The sequence below is a fragment of the Aureitalea sp. L0-47 genome (genome assembly GCF_026126405.1).
Lineage (GTDB): Bacteria > Bacteroidota > Bacteroidia > Flavobacteriales > Flavobacteriaceae > Pukyongia.
This window is the reverse complement of the sequence record NZ_JAFMTQ010000004.1, coordinates 186,126-204,785: the sequence shown is the minus strand read 5'-3', so window position 1 is coordinate 204,785 and position 18,660 is coordinate 186,126. Positions and strand designations below refer to the sequence as shown.

Annotated in this window: 18 protein-coding genes; 9 read left to right on the top strand and 9 right to left on the bottom strand. The window is 41.4% G+C overall.

Annotated elements, in window-relative coordinates; all coding sequences use genetic code 11:
• Nucleotides 1-3 precede the first annotated feature (3 nt).
• Complete coding sequence (locus J1N09_RS06710; RefSeq protein WP_265199136.1) at nt 4-312, bottom strand: hypothetical protein; 309 nt, start codon at nt 310-312, stop codon at nt 4-6.
• 75 nt (nt 313-387) lie between these two features.
• Complete coding sequence (gene aroB / locus J1N09_RS06705) at nt 388-1,455, bottom strand: 3-dehydroquinate synthase (RefSeq protein ID WP_265199134.1); 1,068 nt, start codon at nt 1,453-1,455, stop codon at nt 388-390.
• Nucleotides 1,456-1,521: 66 nt separating this feature from the next.
• Here aroB and J1N09_RS06700 point away from each other — a divergent pair, with 66 nt between their 5' ends.
• Complete coding sequence (locus J1N09_RS06700) at nt 1,522-2,694, top strand: proline dehydrogenase family protein (RefSeq protein WP_265199133.1); 1,173 nt, start codon at nt 1,522-1,524, stop codon at nt 2,692-2,694.
• An 84-nt stretch (nt 2,695-2,778) separates the two neighbouring features.
• Here J1N09_RS06700 and J1N09_RS06695 read toward each other — a convergent pair whose 3' ends face one another.
• The gene (locus tag J1N09_RS06695) at nt 2,779-3,354 is read right to left on the bottom strand and encodes a hypothetical protein (RefSeq protein ID WP_265199131.1); all 576 of its coding nucleotides are present in this window, start codon (nt 3,352-3,354) and stop codon (nt 2,779-2,781) included.
• 353 nt (nt 3,355-3,707) lie between these two features.
• Between J1N09_RS06695 and J1N09_RS06690 the strand changes: the two genes are divergently transcribed.
• A complete protein-coding gene (locus tag J1N09_RS06690; protein ID WP_265199129.1) occupies nt 3,708-4,772 on the top strand; it encodes a family 16 glycosylhydrolase in 1,065 nt (354 codons plus the stop codon).
• Between the two features lie 41 nt (nt 4,773-4,813).
• On the opposite strand, the gene J1N09_RS06685 is transcribed toward J1N09_RS06690, so the two are convergent.
• Nucleotides 4,814-5,806 carry a hypothetical protein gene (locus J1N09_RS06685; RefSeq protein ID WP_265199128.1) on the bottom strand — a complete coding sequence of 331 codons (993 nt, stop codon included), beginning with the start codon at nt 5,804-5,806 and terminating at the stop codon, nt 4,814-4,816.
• Between the two features lie 501 nt (nt 5,807-6,307).
• Between J1N09_RS06685 and J1N09_RS06680 the strand changes: the two genes are divergently transcribed.
• On the top strand, nt 6,308-8,071 hold the full coding sequence (locus J1N09_RS06680; protein ID WP_265199126.1) for a helix-turn-helix domain-containing protein: 1,764 nt from the start codon (nt 6,308-6,310) through the stop codon (nt 8,069-8,071).
• Here J1N09_RS06680 and J1N09_RS06675 read toward each other — a convergent pair.
• The 5 genes from J1N09_RS06675 to J1N09_RS06655 all read right to left on the bottom strand — a co-directional run bounded on the left by J1N09_RS06675 (nt 8,055) and on the right by J1N09_RS06655 (nt 12,537).
• The gene (locus tag J1N09_RS06675; RefSeq protein ID WP_265199125.1) at nt 8,055-8,435 is read right to left on the bottom strand and encodes a hypothetical protein; all 381 of its coding nucleotides are present in this window, start codon (nt 8,433-8,435) and stop codon (nt 8,055-8,057) included. The two genes, J1N09_RS06680 and J1N09_RS06675, sit on opposite strands and share 17 nt — an antisense overlap.
• On the bottom strand, nt 8,435-9,634 hold the full coding sequence (locus J1N09_RS06670; protein ID WP_265199123.1) for an alanine dehydrogenase: 1,200 nt from the start codon (nt 9,632-9,634) through the stop codon (nt 8,435-8,437). Before J1N09_RS06670 ends, J1N09_RS06675 begins: the two co-directional genes overlap by 1 nt.
• A 536-nt stretch (nt 9,635-10,170) precedes the next feature.
• Nucleotides 10,171-10,308 (bottom strand): hypothetical protein, encoded by a 138-nt coding sequence (locus J1N09_RS06665; RefSeq protein WP_265199121.1) that lies wholly within the window; start codon nt 10,306-10,308, stop codon nt 10,171-10,173.
• A 177-nt stretch (nt 10,309-10,485) separates the two neighbouring features.
• Nucleotides 10,486-10,899, bottom strand: coding sequence for a tRNA (adenosine(37)-N6)-threonylcarbamoyltransferase complex ATPase subunit type 1 TsaE (gene tsaE / locus J1N09_RS06660; RefSeq protein ID WP_265199119.1), 414 nt, complete (start codon nt 10,897-10,899; stop codon nt 10,486-10,488).
• Between the two features lie 87 nt (nt 10,900-10,986).
• Nucleotides 10,987-12,537 (bottom strand): bifunctional response regulator/alkaline phosphatase family protein, encoded by a 1,551-nt coding sequence (locus J1N09_RS06655; protein WP_265199118.1) that lies wholly within the window; start codon nt 12,535-12,537, stop codon nt 10,987-10,989.
• Between the two features lie 116 nt (nt 12,538-12,653).
• Here J1N09_RS06655 and J1N09_RS06650 point away from each other — a divergent pair, with 116 nt between their 5' ends.
• From J1N09_RS06650 to J1N09_RS06625, 6 genes are read left to right on the top strand one after another with little or no spacing between them, the layout of a single operon-like run.
• Nucleotides 12,654-13,883 carry an HD domain-containing protein gene (locus J1N09_RS06650; protein ID WP_265199117.1) on the top strand — a complete coding sequence of 410 codons (1,230 nt, stop codon included), beginning with the start codon at nt 12,654-12,656 and terminating at the stop codon, nt 13,881-13,883.
• A gap of 37 nt (nt 13,884-13,920) precedes the next feature.
• Nucleotides 13,921-14,943: a UDP-3-O-(3-hydroxymyristoyl)glucosamine N-acyltransferase gene (gene lpxD / locus J1N09_RS06645; protein WP_265199115.1), complete on the top strand. Its 1,023-nt coding sequence runs from the start codon at nt 13,921-13,923 to the stop codon at nt 14,941-14,943.
• Nucleotides 14,944-14,951: 8 nt separating this feature from the next.
• Nucleotides 14,952-16,346 (top strand): bifunctional UDP-3-O-[3-hydroxymyristoyl] N-acetylglucosamine deacetylase/3-hydroxyacyl-ACP dehydratase, encoded by a 1,395-nt coding sequence (locus J1N09_RS06640; protein WP_265199188.1) that lies wholly within the window; start codon nt 14,952-14,954, stop codon nt 16,344-16,346.
• Complete coding sequence (gene lpxA / locus J1N09_RS06635) at nt 16,347-17,132, top strand: acyl-ACP--UDP-N-acetylglucosamine O-acyltransferase (RefSeq protein WP_265199113.1); 786 nt, start codon at nt 16,347-16,349, stop codon at nt 17,130-17,132.
• A gap of 17 nt (nt 17,133-17,149) precedes the next feature.
• Entirely contained in the window at nt 17,150-17,716 is a 567-nt protein-coding gene (gene efp, locus J1N09_RS06630; protein WP_265199112.1) for an elongation factor P, read from the top strand.
• Nucleotides 17,717-17,721: 5 nt separating this feature from the next.
• Nucleotides 17,722-18,660 (top strand): UDP-3-O-(3-hydroxymyristoyl)glucosamine N-acyltransferase, encoded by a 939-nt coding sequence (locus tag J1N09_RS06625; protein ID WP_265199111.1) that lies wholly within the window; start codon nt 17,722-17,724, stop codon nt 18,658-18,660.

Sequence of the window (18,660 nt, the reverse complement as noted above, 5' to 3'; positions counted from 1 at the left end):
ATATTAAGAATAATCCTCGTCCTCTTCATCTTCCGTATCCTTTTTCGCTGGAATTTCACTGATTGGCTCATCGAAATCGTCTTCATCGTAATCGTCTTCATCGAAATTCTCCATGGTAGTAACAAGGCGAGAGCTCACTTTCACTAAATAAATAGTATCGTCTGTGCGCACTTCAACGGCTTCAACCGTTTCGTTCCTGGCATTCTTAAAAACAACAATGTGGTCGTCGTCATATCCATCAGGATACTTCTCTACAAGCAGGGTAAGGATTTCCGGGGTAAGTTTCTTGAAATCAACAATTATACGTTTCATTTTGGGGACTGGTTAGATATAGAAATAAAACTAATAAAAAAATCAATGCGTCAACATTACGTTTGTGTAATCTTTTTAGCTAAGTGCAGCGTAGTATGAAAAAGCCTCAAGTATCAGTGAGTTTGGTACCTCACAGTTGATTTCGTGATCGTCGAAGTCCTTAAGAAGTACAAAATTGATACGTCCATTACTGTTTTTTTTGTCGTAGATAAGGAGTTTGCAGATAGTAGTGATGTCTTCTTCGGAAAAAGACTGTTTAGGGTAGATCTTACTTATCCCGGAGCTTATCTTCTCAAGGGATTCCTTTGGAAACCCAAGTTGTTCAGAAGAAATATAAGTAGCAAGGATCATCCCGATGGCAATGGCTTCTCCATGAAGCAGCGGAGCATTTGGTTGCTGGTCTAAGAAATAGGATTCAATGGCATGACCCAGCGTATGACCGTAGTTCAGTAACTTCCGAAGGCCTTTTTCGGTAGGGTCCTCAGTCACGATCTTATGCTTTATGAGTACCGACTCCCAGATGAGATCCTCGGTTTCAGCTGTGTTTATTTCGAAATTAATACAAGCATCGAAATAGTCTTCCGAAGCAATGATGCCGTGCTTTAGCATTTCGGCTAGTCCGGAGCGAAGATGGTCAGAGGGCAGCGTGTCCAGGAAGTTCACATCGAGTAATACCAAAGATGGCTCACGGATCACCCCCACCTGGTTTTTCAGGCTTCCCAGATCCACGCCGGTCTTTCCGCCTATGGAGGCATCTACCATGGCCAGGAGGGAGGTTGGGATATTCAGAAAATCGATCCCGCGTTTAAAAGTGCAGGCTACGAATCCGCCAAGATCTGTCACTACACCACCCCCAAGGTTGATGATAATACTGTATCGGTCGGCGTTTAAGCGAGACAATTCATTCCACAACTTCATGCAGGTGGCAATGGTTTTGTGCTGTTCACCGGCAGAGATCTCCAGAATATGAGGCTCTTTATCGAAACTAAGGGCATCCAACAACTTTGGAAGACAATGCACACGAGTGTTAGTATCTGTAAGGATAAAGGCACGGGAGTGATGCTTCTCTGCTAAATAGGCGTTCAGGCTGTTCCAGGCGCCAGTTCCACAATAAACAGATCCGATATTTTTCAGTTGTTGCATGAAATGCTTTTGGTCATGTTTTGAATTTTCAAATCTAATTATATTTGTTCAGAATACTCTTCACTTATGATATCAAAACAACTTTTTGAAAATACGGAAGTTGCGTTTCGCTTAAAAAGCGACTCGGAACTTGAGAGGGCCTATTTTTTGTTCAGGATGATCGCCAATGAACCATTAGTAAAAATAGGTACCGCGGTTACAAAATTTGCACTGAACATCCACCTTCCGGTGGAGGGATTGATACGTTCTACTGTTTTCGACCATTTCTGTGGTGGTGTGAACCAGGCGGATTGTATGCCTGTTGTGGACAAGGTCTACGATGCCGGAGTTTACTCCGTATTGGACTATTCGGTAGAAGGAAAAGAAGAGGAGGAACAATTTGATCGAGCGCGCGATCAGATCATTGAACTCACTTATTTCGCCAGGGATAAGGAGGCCATGCCGTTCTCGGTTTTTAAACCCACGGGTCTGGGGCGTTTTCATGTGTGGCACAAGGTAACGGACGGAAAGGAACTCACAGAATCTGAACAGGGTGAGTGGGACCGAATAGTGGCGCGTTATGAGGCTATTTGTGATGTTGCCAGGGAATGCGATGTGACCTTACTTATCGATGCAGAAGACATGTGGATGCAAAAGGCCGCCGACGAGCTATGTGAGGCCATGATGGCCAAATATAACACGGAGAAAGTAGTGGTGTGGGATACATTGCAGTGTTATCGCCACGACAGGCTGGAGCACCTTAAACAAAGACATGCCAGGGCAAAGGCCGGAGGCTATAAGACCGGTTTTAAGATCGTTCGTGGGGCTTACATGGAGAAAGAGCGTGAGCGAGCGGAGGAATACGGTTATCCATCGCCCATTTGCAAAAACAAGGAGGAAACCGATACCAACTTTAACGAGATCATGAAGTATATCCTGGACAACCTGGACGATATCCATTTGTTTGTGGGTAGTCATAACGAAGAGAGTTCGTACCTGTGCATGGAGATCATGGAAGAGAAGGGTCTTGCAAAGAACGATCCCAGGATCTGGTTTGGGCAGCTTTACGGCATGAGCGATCACATAAGCTACAACCTGGCCGATGAAGGCTATAACGTGGCCAAATACATCCCCTTTGGGCCTGTAAAGGACGTAATGCCTTACTTAATAAGGAGGGCAGAGGAGAACACGTCTGTGTCCGGGCAGACCAGCCGGGAGCTAAATCTACTAAAGACGGAGAAGGAGCGTAGGAGGCTGTAGAGCATCTCTTTGGAAATGGTCAAAGCATTAGAAAATAAAAAAGCTCATCAATGTGATGAGCTTTTTTTGATTCATTATTATCATTTATTCTTTTACCTGGATATTTCCTCCTTCAATATCATACACAGGTTCGTTGAAATTATTTGTGCACGTATAAACCGCCGGATTAACTCCTGTATAGAATAAAGTCATTTGGTCAGGTGCCGCATTCGCTCCTTCACCATTGTCGGTCACTTTGAACCAGCACAATGAACCTTCATTAGCTGGATTTTGGTTGTCTCGTGTAACAACACCGGACATAACTGCTGTATTTCCAATTACTTCAAGACAGTCAATATCGAATTGAATGTTACGCTGGCCTCCGATATAGGTGAGTACACCACCGCCTTGTACAGATCCGTTATTCTTCACTCTTGCATTGAAGCTAAAATGCCTGAATCCTTCACCGTTGGGTGGAATAACTTCCAGAGATATTGTTCCCTGTCCGCTAGCCGAAGGACCGCTGGCACGCGTTTGTGTGGTTTCCTGGGTAAGGTTTTGAGCGTCGTTATCAGGAACCTGAACATCTTCCTGGGAGCATCCCATAAATAGAAGCATAACACTTGCTGAAATAGCAAAAAGGCTAAATCTTAAACTGGAAATTTTAAAAGTTGTTTTCATAATATATTGGTTTAGTTATTAATTCGTGAAATAAAACGTACAACCCTTACGGGCGCAACATACAAATGGGGAATGGTATAAGAATACAATCGCTATAGGGGGGGGAGGATAACGATAGTAAAAAGGTAGGGATTAATTTAGAGACTATCGCAAATAATGCTCAAATAAATTGTATGTAATTCCTTACATCCTAAAGGATTATGGAAGAATGTCATTGATCATATAAAGATTTGGCAGATATGAGGTTTATTGTGGAATAAGGTTCGAATTATTTTTCAAAAAATACCGTGATGTAGTCCTGTATAGGAAGATTATTGCCTTAATAGGATAGAATTGGATATCTTTGGATCGCTATGAAATTCTACACTTCCTGTTTTCTATTTCTACTTGGTATCACTATATATGCTCAGGACCCGGCCTATGAACTGGTATGGGCCGATGAATTCGAGGGCAATGGTGCCATCAATGCAGATAACTGGCATCACCAGACCTTGCTTCCCAATGGGAGCAGCTGGTACAATGGCGAGATACAGCACTACACAGACAGACAGGTGAATTCCTATGTGGATAATGGCACCCTGAAGATCGTAGCCAAGCGGGAGACCTATACAGACCAGGGAGTGACAAAGGATTTTACGTCGGCCCGGTTGAATTCTAAGTATGCATTCACTTACAGCAAGGTGGAGATCCGTGCTAAATTACCTACAGGTGTTGGTACCTGGCCCGCTATGTGGACCCTTGGACAAAATATAGCCGAACCGGGAGGGTATTGGGAGCCTACCTATGGCAGTGTTGGATGGCCTGCTTGTGGGGAGATCGATATCATGGAGCATTGGGGTGATAACCAGAATTTCGTACAAAGCGCCATTCATACGCCTTCCAGTTTCGGGAATACCGTAAACAAAGGCGGGACTATTATTCCAACGGCCAGTACCGAATTTCACGTATACACCATGGAATGGGATGAGGACAAGATCGTCTTTGCCGTGGACGATGTAGTGCATTATACCTACAACCCCTCCGTGCAGAATGCTGACACCTGGCCTTTTACCGCCAACCAGTATATTTTGTTGAACGTGGCCATCCTTCCCAACATAGCTCCTTCCTTTACCGAAAGCAGCCTGGAGATCGATTATGTAAGGGTGTATGAAAAAGTTACACTAGGTACCATAGATGCCGAGCCAAAAGGCATGGGTGCTGTTATAAATCCCGTGGGGGAGCAGCTGGAAATGCTAGTGCACGAAAGCGCCGTGGGTAGTAATATGTTTGTGTACGACATCACCGGCCGACTGGTAGACCGTTTCGAGATAGGCCAAACCAGGGTTGTAAGAGACAGTGCTCACTGGAGCCCCGGGCTTTACCTGGCCCGCCTGCAAGGCCAGGGGAGTGGGCAGATGGTGAAGTTGGTGAAGGAGTAGGTTGGTATATTAGTATATTAGTATTTTAGAATGTTAGTAGGTTAGTAACCAACACCGTATAGCAACTGTTTCATTTTGCTACCGTTGAGTTCTACGGGTTTGTAGGTGTTGTTGAATTTTTGAATAGTGATGTTGATGCTTTCTTTTAGTTCAACGAATTCAACAGGAATACTTTCCAGGCAGAGATCCTCGTTTTGATAGCTATCGAGCATAAAAGCAAATTTTTCGTAGAATTTTGCACTTTGGTTGATGAATTGGTTGTAGCTGTAAATGAGCTGCAGCAATCGGTCTATTGAGAATTCCAGTTCTATTTGCATCTCATCCGCCTCATCCCAACTAATTTTCGATTTACTCAGAAACTCATGACGCTGGAGATAGGTGGTTACTTGCTTGTTTATTGTTAGCCAATCATCTTTATTCCTGCATTCTCGCAAGGTGGTCATATACTCGATAGGTTCGGTATATGAAGCAAACAAATTTTCAATATCGAGTATGGTCTTTTGACTATTCGTTCGGAGGTACATGGATTCGAAATAAACGATTTTAAGGTCGTTGTTCATTTGCAATGTGAAATCCAGGATGCATTCAATATCACCAATAATACCTTCCTTGTTCGTTTTGCTAAGGTTATGATTGCCAAAGAGAGCCAGCATAGAATGAATGATGGAGGTGTATATATTACTGCCTAAAATTGAACCCAGGTTAAAACCACTTTTCCTTCGGGGGTTTTGTGAAAGCAGTTCCTTGGCTAAGGAAAATTCCTTGTAATTGTTAGGGTTAGAGATTTGCTCCATATTATGCATTGCCGCTATTGCCGTGTAATGATGGTCCAGCGAAAGGGACTTCTCATATAATATCTTAATGATTTCTATACCTTTTAAATATCGCAGCTTGTTAAGCTCTGCCTTACGTTTTTGTATGTAGTATTGGACTGAATCCAACCATCGATCTTTTTCCAGTAGTAAGTTAATTTTAGATGCTGGGTCATCTACGTTCCTTAGAAATACATCGATAGAAGACACTTTTAATTTCATTTTGGGCAGTAGTGTATCGTAGGCCAAATTAATCTCACTAATTTCATCTTCGAAGTTGATCAAACACTCTTCTAATGGATCTATTCTTTCATACGGATATGATGCAGATGCATTGCACTTTAGGATTATGCAAAAGGTAAAGAGTATTACAAACCTGGACGAATTGAAGAATATGTATGAGTTCGAAATTGACATCTGGTGATAAAAAAAGCAACCTGAAGACCTGCAGTTCTAACTCCCCAGTTAATAATAACAAAATCATTCAGGTTGCGAATCGGATTTAAAACAGTTCAAATTTTAAGCGAAATATCTTCCAAAACAAGTCATGCTACTTTCCTTTCATGAAATGGAGCCGTTTTTTCACGAAATCAGACCAAAACAAGGATGTCTAAATAATTGAATATGAGGTATTTACTAAAAACAAAACCTACGGTGAAGGTCTGTATGTTTGAATGAAGCAAATATTCGCATAACTTTATGTGAACCACAACGTAGTATACTATGAGAAGAAAGGGAGATATCAAGTTGTTAGTTCTTCTTTTGTTTTATTGTCTGGTGAACAGTGCTTTATCACAAAACCTGTCGTCCTCCTACCTAGAATCTTTAGGGTATGAAGAGCTGCTCACTGAATTTGATTCACACGATGGTGATTCGATTAATCAAGAGGCCATTGCACGCACCTATTTGGAACGGGCTCGTGCAGAAAATGACACCATCAAAATGGCAAGGGGCTATGATAGATTGGCGAGGATTTTTCATCCGGAGAAGAATGTTAAGTTCGCGGATAGTATTATTGAATTAACAAACAACTTAAAAAATAAAACATATCCAGCTTTAGGATATATAATAAAAGGTTACCATTACAATGTCAGAAATGATATAGTAAATTCTACAAATAATCTATATAAAGCGTATGATAAATCTGTAGAAAATGACAATGTGCCGCAACAATTGTTTATTCTTCATTTGTTAATTATCAATCAATCTAAATGGGGAGATAAAACCAAAGCCCTTGCGCTACAAGAAAAACGCCATTCAATTTTAATGTCTCCAAATTATATTAAATCATTGAGGGAATCCACTAGGTCAGGAGCTCATATTGATCTCAATCAATTATTTATACATGATCAGATTTTATCTTATGGTAATTATTTTATATGCCATTATAATTTGAATAATGTAGATTCTACCGAATTTTATTTCAACAAACTGAAATCAAAAATTTCGAGTTATCACTGGGTCGGACTTTCAAAATATTTGGAATTTTTACAAGAAGCTGAAGTAGAACTTCAATTTTTAAAAGAAAACTATTACCAAACAAAAATATTAGCAAAGCTAATGCTGAAGGAAAAAATTGACTCAATAAGCCCAGAATCAAAATTGAATTTGTATCAATTGCTAGGATCATCTGAATTCAAATTGAATAATAAGGATGAAGGAATTGGATATTTAAAAAAAGCAGATTCGTTAATTGATAGTGGCGAAGTATTAATTGAACCGAGGCACCGTGATATCTTCCTGACCTTTAATAGTTACTATGAAGAAAAGAACGATTTAAAAGGCCAGATTTCTTCATTAAATAAACTAATAGAACTTGATAGCCTCCTTGCCGTCTATCACCAGCACTTTGAGCCAAATCTTGTTAGGGAAATTGATATGTCTATCCTTATTAACAAGAAAGAAGCACTTATAAAGAGCCTTAACGATGTCAACTTCAGAACAAAAAGAACAAGCTATTGGATTTTATTTTTTTTGATTCTAACCTTAGGACTTTTAATTTATTATTTTCATAGACAAAAAGTATATAAATCAAGATTCAATAAATTAATTAATGAAAAGAAACCCTTAAATCAAGGGGAATCTCAAAAATATACATACGAAATTTCAACAACTATAATCAATTCAATAATAGAAAAGTTACACCAATTCGAAAAAGATAAAAGCTTTCTAAATCATGATGTTTCATTGCATTCGTTATCCAGTTTATTTGAAACGAATCCGAACTACCTTTCTAGAGTTATCAATGCAAGAATCGGTAAAAATTTTTCACAATATATAAACGACCTAAGAATTGATTATGCAATAAGCAATTTGCTAAATGATTCTAAGTTGCGAAAGTATACCATTAAAGCGATTGCAGAGGAGTGTGGATATAAAAACTCAGAATCGTTCTCCAAGGCTTTTTACAAGCGCAATGGTATTTATCCGTCTTACTATATCAAACAGCTGGAAAAAAGTCAGGGGGCTACTAATCAAGGCGATTGATGGTTATTTTGTCAATTTTTGCCTGGTCCGAGCAATTTTCAGCAAAGAACTTAACTTCAACTTTCTCCAGCTCTCCCTGGATCGCATAGATCTTGCATGAATCCAGTGATGTGTTACTTTCAGAAAAGATCACATCCCCCTTTTTTAAGATGGTATGAACGGCACTACTATCAAGACTGTATTGAGCAAGCTGATTCAAGGCCTGTTCTGAGAGTACAATGTTTTTGGTGCGAATATTCTTTAGTGTTCTAGCAGTAGGGCCGTAGTCACATGATGCTTTTTTACCTCCTAAAAAGAAGAGTAAAACTATGATCCCAATTACAAAGCCGCCGGAGTACCAGGCTATACGTTTGATTAAATTCATTAAAAGATGAGAAGGTTTATATCGCTATACGACATATCGAACCAATCGGCCACGGCCTTGTTGGTCAATATGCCGCGGTAAAAGTACAAACCGTTTTTCAAACCACGATCATCACGGATGGCATTTTCAAGTCCGCCGGATTCAGCGATCTGAAGGAGATAAGGTGTAAAAATATTACTAATAGAAATTGAAGCCGTTTTAGGATAGCGGGCTGGAATATTGGGAACCCCATAATGGATTACGTCATGTTTTATGCGGGTGGGTTCATCGTGAGAGGTCATTTCTGTTGTTTCAAAACAGCCTCCCATGTCAACACTAACATCAATGATAACGGCACCGCGCTTCATATTCTCCACCATGGCTTCAGTAACGATCACAGGCGACCTGTTAGATCCGCGAACCGCGCCGATGGCTACATCACAGCGTCTCAGCGCTTTCAGTAAATTCTTGGGCTGGATGGTGGATGTATATAATGTCTGTCCCACATTAGTCTGAAGCTTGCGTAATTTCGTGATCGAACTGTCGAATACTTTTACATTGGCTCCCAGTCCGAGTGCCGACCGAACAGCAAATTGTCCAACAGTCCCTGCTCCAATAACGACTACTTCTACAGGTGGCACTCCGCTGATATTACCAAACAGCAATCCTTTTTGATTCTTGGCATTGACCATGATCTCGGCCGCAATAAGAATGGAGGCAGTTCCCGCAATCTCACTGAGTGCTTTTACCGCAGGGTAACTGTGATCTTCATCTTTGATGAATTCAAATCCGAGTGCCGTAATCTTTTTCCTGGAAAGTACATCGAAATACGCGTGTTCACGTGTCTTGAGCTGGAGGGCGGAAATAAGGACCGTTTTGGTGTTGATCATTTCAAGTTCCTCGATAGTAGGGGGCTCTACCTTCAAGATCATAGGACAGCCAAATACTTTTTTTGTGTCGTTGGTGAGCATGGCTCCGGCTTCGCTATAATCGCGGTCAGAGAATCCAGCTTCTTCACCCGCGCCATTCTCAATTAAGACTTTGTGCCCATTTGCGGTGATGGCGGTAACTGCGTCGGGTGTAAGACAAATTCGTTTCTCCTGGAAATAAGTTTCTTTGGGTAATCCAATGAACAACTCGCCTTTTTGACGTGCTACCTCCAATTTCTCTTCCTGGGGGAGTAATTGTGCTTTGGTAAACGGTGACTTAGGTTGAGACATACTGCTTTTGGTTGCTATAGTCCTAAGTTACATAATTAAATGATAGTAGGGAAGTGAATTATTGGAACAGATCCTTCAATTGACCCCAGAAGCTTTTCTTTTCTAAGAGTTCGGCTTCAAATGATTCGAGATCGTTTCCTCGAATTTTTGAGAATAGCTTGGCTCTAATCAAATAAACCGCAGGAACAAGAAACATCATTAGAGGAATCAGGTAATATATTTCTAACTCGTCATAATTACCCGAACTTTCGCGAAGTAATCCCCACAATTGAAATGCATACATAGCTATTGGAACCAAAATAATCCAATGCCACCAATGTCTACAAGTAAAAAACCAAAAGAGGAGCAAGTATAACGGTACAATCTTTCCAACTAAGTACCAAGAATAGCTAAACCAATTTGGAAATTCCGTGGAAAGACTAAATAGAGAAGTCTCCCAGATTTGTGAATTATCTGGGAAACTTTTATATGAATAAAAGATAAATGGGGTTATTGCAATTGCTATTACAATAAGACCACCAATTACCAATGACCTCCTACCCGTTGACTGGCGGTTTAAGTTTGTTGTCGACTTGTTGTGGGGTTTGTTCATCTTCGATGCTTTCCGGGGTGCAAGAAGCAAATAATCCTGCTCCAAAGATTGCAACGATCATAAGGATTTTCGTTAATTTCATAATACTAGTTTTTGTGAGGTTATTACTACAAACCTATCACGAAATAAAACAAGTATTTAAATTATGTTCACCGTATCTTTATAAGTTACCCTTTTGGCAATAAAAATCTTCTTTAAAACAATGCGATTTGGGGCGATTATTTAAAAGTACGGCTACCTTATGTTCTTTGTCAATCCTCTATTTCACTGGCATTATGCTTAATGTTCTACTTCCGTTATCGTTTTTGGTTAGTTCAATCCTGGTGCTCTCTCCCGGAAGCAACTGTTCTATTTTTTCGGGCCATTCTACAAAATTCCAGTGCCCGGAATATAAATATTCTTCTATTCCAATATCTAAGGCTTCTTCCAGGCTTTCTAGCCTGTAAAAGTCATAATGATATAACTTCTCGCCATCCAAAACGTGCTCATTTACAATTGAGAAAGTTGGACTACTTAACGCCTCGGCCGCGCCTAAATTTTTAGCAATTTCCTTAATAAGAGTTGTCTTACCAGCGCCCATCTCCCCATAAAACAGGAAGGTTTTACTCTTCGAATTGGAGAGTAATTTTGCAGCAACTGCTGGTAATTCTTCTAATGTGAAGGTAAGTTCCATATAAGCGGGTTGCAACAAATATAAACAAAATACCGATTATTTGTAATAATTTACCGATAATCTGCACTATTGAAGAAAATACCTACATTATCTAGGAGAGAGCACAGCCCATGGAATTATCATTTCTTCCAAAGAAACTCCACCGTGCTGGTACGTGTTTCTGAAGTAACCTACATAATGATTGTAGTTGTTCGGATATGCAAAGAAAAGATCACCCTTTGCAAATATGAAGGAACTGCTCATGTGGATAGAAGGAAGCTTGATCCGCTCCGGTTTAGTAGCTGCGAGTACATCCTTGCCTTCGTAGGTAAGACTTTTACCGGTTTTATAGCGCAAATTCAAACTAGTGTTCTTATCACCTATTACTTTTGAAGGGTTCTTTACGTTTATGGTGCCATGATCCGTAGTGATGATAAGTTTAAACCCTAAATGTGCTGCCTGGTGAATAATCTCCATTAATGGTGAATTCTTGAACCAGCTTTGAGTGAGGGAACGATACGACTTGTCCGTGGAGGCTAATTCCTTGATCACTTCCATCTCTGTCTTCGAGTGCGACAGCATGTCCACAAAATTGTAAACCACAACGGTTAAGTCGTCGTTCTTATGACTCTTGAAGTTGTCTACAAGTCTCCTTCCTTGCTTGAGGCTGGAAATCTTATGATAGCTCCAGTTCAGGTCAAGACCAAGACGTCTCAGCTGTGCAGCCAGAAAGTCCTTCTCGTACATATTTTTTCCGCCTTCGTCTGTGTCGTTCAACCATAGATCGGGATGCTGTTTCTCCATCTCACTGGGCATTAAACCTGAAAAGATGGCATTTCTAGCGTACTGAGTTGCCGTTGGAAGGATGCTGTAGAACACTTCCTCCTTCTCTTTCTTATATATATTACTCAGGAATGGTTCAAAGGCTTTCCATTGGTCAAAACGCAAATTATCCACGACAACCAATAAGGTTGGGTTTCCTTTGGATAGTTCCGGTTGGATTCGCTCCTTGAATAAGGTATGCGACATCACTGGCGCTTCTTCCTCATTATTGAACCAACCCTCATAATGTTTGTCGATATACTTAAAGAATTGATTATTGGCTTCAGCTTTTTGAGATTCCAGGATCTCAAACATACCCGTATCTTCGATATCTTCCAATTGTAATTCCCAGTATACGAGTTTCTGATACAATTCAGCCCAGCCTTCATGGCTGTTGATCATCGACATATCCATGGCGATCTTCCTGAATTCCTGCTGATAACTGGAAGTGGTTTTCTCCGAAACCAGTCTGGAATGATCCAGGTTCTTCTTCAAACTCAATAAGATCTGATTCGGATTTACGGGCTTAATCAGGTAATCGGCTATCTTAGAACCGATCGCCTCTTCCATAATGTATTCCTCTTCACTCTTCGTGATCATCACCACCGGCAGCGACGCTTGTCGTTCCTTTATCTCTGCCAGTGTCTCAAGCCCCGTGAGACCCGGCATATTCTCATCGAGGAAAACAATATCGAAATTCTCATTCTTGATCTCTTCTAACGCTTCTGTTCCACTTTGAGCAGTGGTCACGTTGTAGTTTTTGTTTTCCAGGAAAAGAATGTGAGGTTTTAGCAGGTCGATCTCATCGTCGACCCAAAGAACTTTTATGTCGCTCATATACGTATATTTGTTATTGAATTAGGTAAGCCATGTGGCGGGTAAGTTTACTATCTCAAAATTAGTTCCGAAGTGAATCAAAACCCTGGCTTATCCTATTAATTAAAAGTTAAAGTTTGAAGCATACATCCAAACTCACCATAGTTAACGACCCGATCTACGGTTTTATTTCCATTCCGGGCACCTTAATACACAAATTAATTGAACACAGGTATTTTCAGCGACTGAGAAGGATTAGCCAGATGGGAATGTCATACCTGGTTTATCCCGGAGCTCACCACACTCGATTCCACCATGCCCTGGGTGCATTGCATCTTATGGGGCGCGCAGTGAGCACATTGCGTATGAAAGGAGTTTCTATTTCTTCTGAAGAGGAAGAGGCACTAAGCATTGCTATTCTGCTGCACGATATTGGTCACGGTCCGTTTTCCCATGCTATGGAACACAGTATAGCAGAAGGGACCTCTCATGAACAGATATCTCTCTTTTTTATGGAGGCCCTGAACGAGGAATTCGACGGTCAGCTTTCCATGGCCATTCAAATATTCAAAAACGAATATCCCCGTAAATTTATGTACCAGCTTATTTCGAGTCAGCTGGATATGGACCGTATGGACTACCTCAAGCGTGACAGCTTCTACACTGGCGTTGCCGAAGGCTCCATAAGTTCTGACCGTCTTATTTTTATGCTGAATGTAAAGAACGACAGCCTGGTGATCGAGGAGAAAGGTATCTATTCGGTGGAGAAATTCATTGTCGCAAGGCGTTTGATGTACTGGCAGGTCTATCTTCATAAAACGGGTATCGTCGCCGAACAACTACTGGTGAAATTGTTAATTCGCGCCAAGGAGCTAACAAAAAATCGTGAGATCCTGCCAGGCAGTGGTCCTTTGTTGTATTTTCTGAATCGAGAACTGAGTGACGCCTCATTTTCGGCAGAAACCCTGGAGATATTCTCGAGGATGGATGATTACGATATTGTTTCGGCTATGAAAATGTGGATGGAGCATCCTGATTTTGTATTACGGAATATTTCAGACATGTTGATCAACCGTGAATTACTTAAGATCAAACTTCAGAATAGTCCTTTTTCCGAAGAGAAAGTAGAGAAGAAGATAAAAAAGCTAAGTAAGAAGTACGATATTTCCGAACATGAAGCAACCTATTTCGTTTTTACGGGTCATATTAGTAACCAGGCGTATAGCATGGAAAAAGATGCAATAAACCTGTTCACGAAAGATGGAGAAATCGTCGATGTAGCAACGGCCAGCGACCAACTGAATTTAAAAGCACTTTCGGAAGAAGTAACCAAATTTTATCTGTGCTATCCCAAGTCCGATTACTAATCCTTTTTTTCTATTTTTGCAACACTGAATCCTACAAATGAAATTTACAGCCACCCAGATAGCGGGAATACTTAACGGTGAAGTGGAAGGAGATGCGGAAGTTGAAGTTTCCAAATTAGCCAAAATAGAGGAAGGTTCGGAAGGATCACTTACTTTTTTAGCGAATCCTAAGTACACACAGTATATATATACCACCGCAGCTTCAGTGACTATTGTGGATAGAGATTTTGTGGCAGAGAATGATCTTTCTACCACGCTGATCCGCGTAGAAGATGCGTACAAGGCCTTTTCCCAACTCCTGGAATACTATAACCAGGTAAAGATGAACAAGTCGGGAATTGAACAGCCGGTTTACATTTCTGAGAGTTCTGAAATTGGAGATAAGCTGTACTTGGGGGCCTTTTCTTATGTAGGAGAGAACGTTCGAATTGGCGACAATGCAAAGATATACCCGAATGTGTATATAGGTGATAACGTAGAGATAGGTGATAATGCGGTTGTTTTTGCAGGAGCCAAGATCTATTCGGAAACGATCATAGGGAATAATTGTGTGATCCATAGCGGTGCCATTGTGGGTGCGGATGGATTCGGATTCACTCCCAATGAAAAAGGTGAGTATTCAAAAGTACCTCAAACAGGTAATGTGATCATAGAAGACAATGTGGATGTAGGAGCAGGAACGACCATCGATAGGGCTACCCTGGGATCTACTCTTATTCGAAAAGGAGTGAAGTTGGACAACCAGATACAGATCGCCCATAATGTTGAAATTGGAGAGAATACTGTAATCGCTGCTCAAACAGGGATTGCAGGATCTACTAAAATAGGCAAGAATTGCATGATTGGAGGACAGGTAGGAATCGTAGGTCACCTCACCATTGGGAACAATGTGCGTATTCAGGCACAAAGTGGTATTGGAAGGAATGTAAAAGACGATGAGGTATTACAAGGTTCGCCAGCGTTAAAATACGGTGATTACAATAAGAGCTATGTCCATTTTAAAAACCTCCCAAAGATCATTGAGAGGTTCAACAACCTAGAAAAAAACCAAAAGAAATGACAGAATGTATGGTAAAACAAAGAACCATTGGTAAGGAAGTTTCCCTTACAGGCGTGGGGCTGCATACCGGTAGAGAGGTTACCATTACATTTAAGCCCGCCCCAGAAAACAATGGATATACTTTTGTGCGAGTAGACCTCGAAGGCTCTCCCGTTATAGAAGCAGATGCAAACTATGTTGTAAATACTCAAAGAGGAACGAATCTTGAAAAAAGAGGCGTAAAAATACAGACCTCCGAACATGTATTGGCTGCACTGGTGGGAATGGAAATAGATAATTGCATTATCGAATTAAATGCTTCGGAACCTCCTATCATGGATGGGTCTTCCAAGTTCTTTGTTGAAGCCATTGAAAACGCAGGGATAGTAGAGCAGGAAAAGCCGAGGGAAGAATATATAGTTAAAGAAGTGATATCATATACCGATGAGGAATCGGGTAGTGAGATTACGGTAATTCCCTCAGACGAATACCAGGTGACTACCATGGTTGACTTCGGAACCAAAGTCCTGGGTACGCAAAATGCATCACTAAAACACCTATCCGATTTCAAAGAAGAAATATCGGATGCGCGTACTTTCAGCTTCTTGCATGAACTGGAAATGCTTTTGGATAATGGTTTGATTAAAGGGGGAGATCTGAACAACGCTATAGTCTATGTTGACAAGGAACTCTCTCCGAAAACCATGGAAAAATTGAGAGAAGCATTCAAAAAAGATAATATATCCGTAAAGCCAAACGGCATACTTGATAATCTTACACTGCATTACCCTAATGAGGCAGCGCGTCACAAACTCCTTGATGTAGTGGGTGATCTTGCCCTTATAGGAACGCGCATTCGCGGTAAAGTGATCGCGAATAAACCAGGGCATCATGTAAATACGCAGTTCGCAAAGAAACTCTCGAAACTTATCAAGATCGAGAAGAGAAACAAAGTGCCCACTTTCGATCTCATGAAGGAACCGGTTAAGGATGTAAATGCGATCATGGCGATGCTTCCCCACCGGCCACCTTTCCTATTGGTGGATAAAATCTTGGAATTGTCAGACCAGCACGTAATTGGCCTGAAGAATGTGACCATGAATGAGCCCTTCTTTGTAGGGCACTTTCCGGGAGCACCGGTTATGCCTGGCGTGCTTATTGTTGAAGCCATGGCGCAAACGGGTGGTATTCTCGCACTGAGCACAGTACCAGATCCTGAAAATTACCTGACCTTCTTCATGAAGATCAATAACGTGAAATTTAAACAACAGGTAAACCCCGGTGATACACTGGTATTCAAACTTGAACTAATTACCCCGATCAGAAGGGGGATTGTACATATGTCCGGAAACGCATATGCGAACGGAAAACTTGTAACAGAAGCCGAATTGATGGCCCAAATAGTCAAAACAAAAGATAGTTAAATGAATCAGCCACTAGCATATGTACATCCCGGAGCCAAGATTGCCAAGAATGTCGTTATAGAACCTTTTACTACTATTCACAACAATGTTGTGATAGGTGAGGGGACCTGGATAGGATCTAATGTAACCATCATGGAAGGCGCTCGTATCGGTAAGAACTGTAATATATTCCCGGGAGCGGTTATTTCCGCTATTCCTCAGGATCTCAAATTCAATGATGAAGATACCACTGCTGAAATCGGCGACGGAACTACCATCAGGGAATACGTGACTATCAATCGTGGCACTGTAGATCGTGGCAAAACCGTGGTAGGAAAGAACTGCTGGATCATGGCTTATTGCCATATTGCTCACGATTGTATCGTAGGTGATAACTGTATTTTCTCAAATAACAGTACCCTGGCCGGGCACATCACAGTTGGTGATCACGTCGTTCTGGCAGGAATGACCGCTGTGCACCAGTTTTGTATGATAGGTAATCATGCTTTTGTAACTGGTGGATCCCTCGTTAGAAAAGATGTACCGCCGTATGTGAAGGGTGCTCGTGAGCCACTATCTTATGTAGGGATTAACTCCATAGGACTTAGACGAAGAGGATTCAGTCCGGAAAAGATCCGTGAGATTCAGAATATCTATCGAATACTTTATCAGCAAAATTATAATACTACCCAGGCTTCGGAGATAATAGAGGCAGAAATGGAAGCTACCCCTGAGCGCGATGAGATTCTTCAATTCATCAAGAATTCGAAACGCGGTATCATGAAAGGATATTTCAGCTCCAATTAATTCAGAAAAGAAAAGAAATGGCAACAACTTCAGATATACGAAAAGGTCTGTGCATCAAGTACAACAACGATATTTATAAGATCATAGAATTCCTCCATGTGAAACCCGGAAAAGGTCCGGCCTTTGTGCGTACAAAGCTTAAAAGTGTAACTACGGGAAAAGTGCTTGATAACACCTTCTCGGCGGGGCATAAAATAGAAGATGTACGGGTGGAAACTCACAAATTCCAATACCTCTACAGCGATGGAGACACCTATCATTTCATGAATACGGAAGATTATTCTCAAATTCAACTTCAAAAGGATGCCCTGGACACACCTGAACTAATGAAAGAAAGTGAGATCGTAACGGTGATCATCAATACTGAAGATAATTTGCCGCTCTCGGTAGAAATGCCCTCAAATGTGACCCTTGAGGTTACCGAAACCGAACCGGGAGTGAAAGGGAATACCGCGACCAACGCTACAAAACCCGCCACGGTTGAAACAGGTGCAAAAATTAATGTACCTTTATTCATCAACGAAGGTGATAAGATAAAAATAGACACCGAAAAGGGACAGTACCTCGAAAGAGTAAAGGAGTAATAACTATGAAATTTAAAATCCCACAAACACTCGAAGGAATAGCTCATATCCTCGACTGTGAGTATGTGGGGAGTGCGGATTTCCCGGTACTGGGTATGAACGAGATCCATGTGGTTCAGCCCGGAGATATTGTCTTCGTGGATCATCCCAAATACTACGACAAAGCGCTGAGGTCGCAGGCTACCATTATTTTGATCAACAAGAAGGTGGAGTGCCCGAAAGGCAAAGCACTACTCATCTCCGATGACCCCTTCCGTGATTTCAATAAACTCACCAATCATTTTAACCCTTTTGTATCCGCCAGGGCCGTAATCGCCGAAAGCGCTGTAATTGGGAAGCATACGGTTATCCAACCCAATGTCTTTATCGGGAATAATGTGCAGATCGGGAACGACTGTTTGATACACGCTAATGTGAGTATCTACGACAATACCGTGATAGGGAATAATGTTACTATCCATTCGGGTACGGTGTTGGGGGCGGATGCCTTCTACTACAAGAACCGCCCGGAAAAGTTCGATAAACTTATCAGTGGAGGGAATGTTGTAATTAAAGATAATGTTGACATTGGGGCACTCTGTACTATCGACAGGGGAGTAACTGCGTCTACCAGTATCGGAGAAGGGACAAAACTCGACAACCAGGTGCATGTAGGGCATGATTCTGTTATCGGTAAGCGCTGCCTTATTGCGTCCCAGGTTGGGATTGCCGGTTGCGTGCTCATAGAGGATCTGGTAACTATCTGGGGACAGGTTGGAATCACCAGTGGGATCACCATAGGTGAGAAGGCGGTTATTTCGGCACAGAGTGGCGTGAGTAAATCACTGCCAGGACATAAATCATACTTCGGAACACCAGCGGATGAATTCAGAAAGAAATACAAAGAAATTGCATCGATTCGGCTGATTCCGGACATTATAGACAAACTTGACAAATTAAAATAA

Bases quoted from the DNA above. Each gene is read 5' to 3' on its own strand.
- lpxA (WP_265199113.1), top strand. From the start codon at position 16,347: ATGAATCAGCCACTAGCATATGTACATCCCGGAGCCAAGATTGCCAAG.
- tsaE (WP_265199119.1), bottom strand. From the start codon at position 10,899: ATGGAACTTACCTTCACATTAGAAGAATTACCAGCAGTTGCTGCAAAA.
- J1N09_RS06675 (WP_265199125.1), bottom strand. From the start codon at position 8,435: ATGAATTTAATCAAACGTATAGCCTGGTACTCCGGCGGCTTTGTAATT.
- J1N09_RS06625 (WP_265199111.1), top strand. From the start codon at position 17,722: ATGAAATTTAAAATCCCACAAACACTCGAAGGAATAGCTCATATCCTC.
- J1N09_RS06710 (WP_265199136.1), bottom strand. From the start codon at position 312: ATGAAACGTATAATTGTTGATTTCAAGAAACTTACCCCGGAAATCCTT.
- J1N09_RS06640 (WP_265199188.1), top strand. From the start codon at position 14,952: ATGGTAAAACAAAGAACCATTGGTAAGGAAGTTTCCCTTACAGGCGTG.
- J1N09_RS06665 (WP_265199121.1), bottom strand. From the start codon at position 10,308: ATGAAATTAACGAAAATCCTTATGATCGTTGCAATCTTTGGAGCAGGA.
- J1N09_RS06655 (WP_265199118.1), bottom strand. From the start codon at position 12,537: ATGAGCGACATAAAAGTTCTTTGGGTCGACGATGAGATCGACCTGCTA.
- efp (WP_265199112.1), top strand. From the start codon at position 17,150: ATGGCAACAACTTCAGATATACGAAAAGGTCTGTGCATCAAGTACAAC.
- aroB (WP_265199134.1), bottom strand. From the start codon at position 1,455: ATGCAACAACTGAAAAATATCGGATCTGTTTATTGTGGAACTGGCGCC.
- J1N09_RS06700 (WP_265199133.1), top strand. From the start codon at position 1,522: ATGATATCAAAACAACTTTTTGAAAATACGGAAGTTGCGTTTCGCTTA.
- J1N09_RS06690 (WP_265199129.1), top strand. From the start codon at position 3,708: ATGAAATTCTACACTTCCTGTTTTCTATTTCTACTTGGTATCACTATA.
- J1N09_RS06685 (WP_265199128.1), bottom strand. From the start codon at position 5,806: ATGAAATTAAAAGTGTCTTCTATCGATGTATTTCTAAGGAACGTAGAT.
- J1N09_RS06695 (WP_265199131.1), bottom strand. From the start codon at position 3,354: ATGAAAACAACTTTTAAAATTTCCAGTTTAAGATTTAGCCTTTTTGCT.
- J1N09_RS06680 (WP_265199126.1), top strand. From the start codon at position 6,308: ATGAGAAGAAAGGGAGATATCAAGTTGTTAGTTCTTCTTTTGTTTTAT.
- lpxD (WP_265199115.1), top strand. From the start codon at position 13,921: ATGAAATTTACAGCCACCCAGATAGCGGGAATACTTAACGGTGAAGTG.
- J1N09_RS06670 (WP_265199123.1), bottom strand. From the start codon at position 9,634: ATGTCTCAACCTAAGTCACCGTTTACCAAAGCACAATTACTCCCCCAG.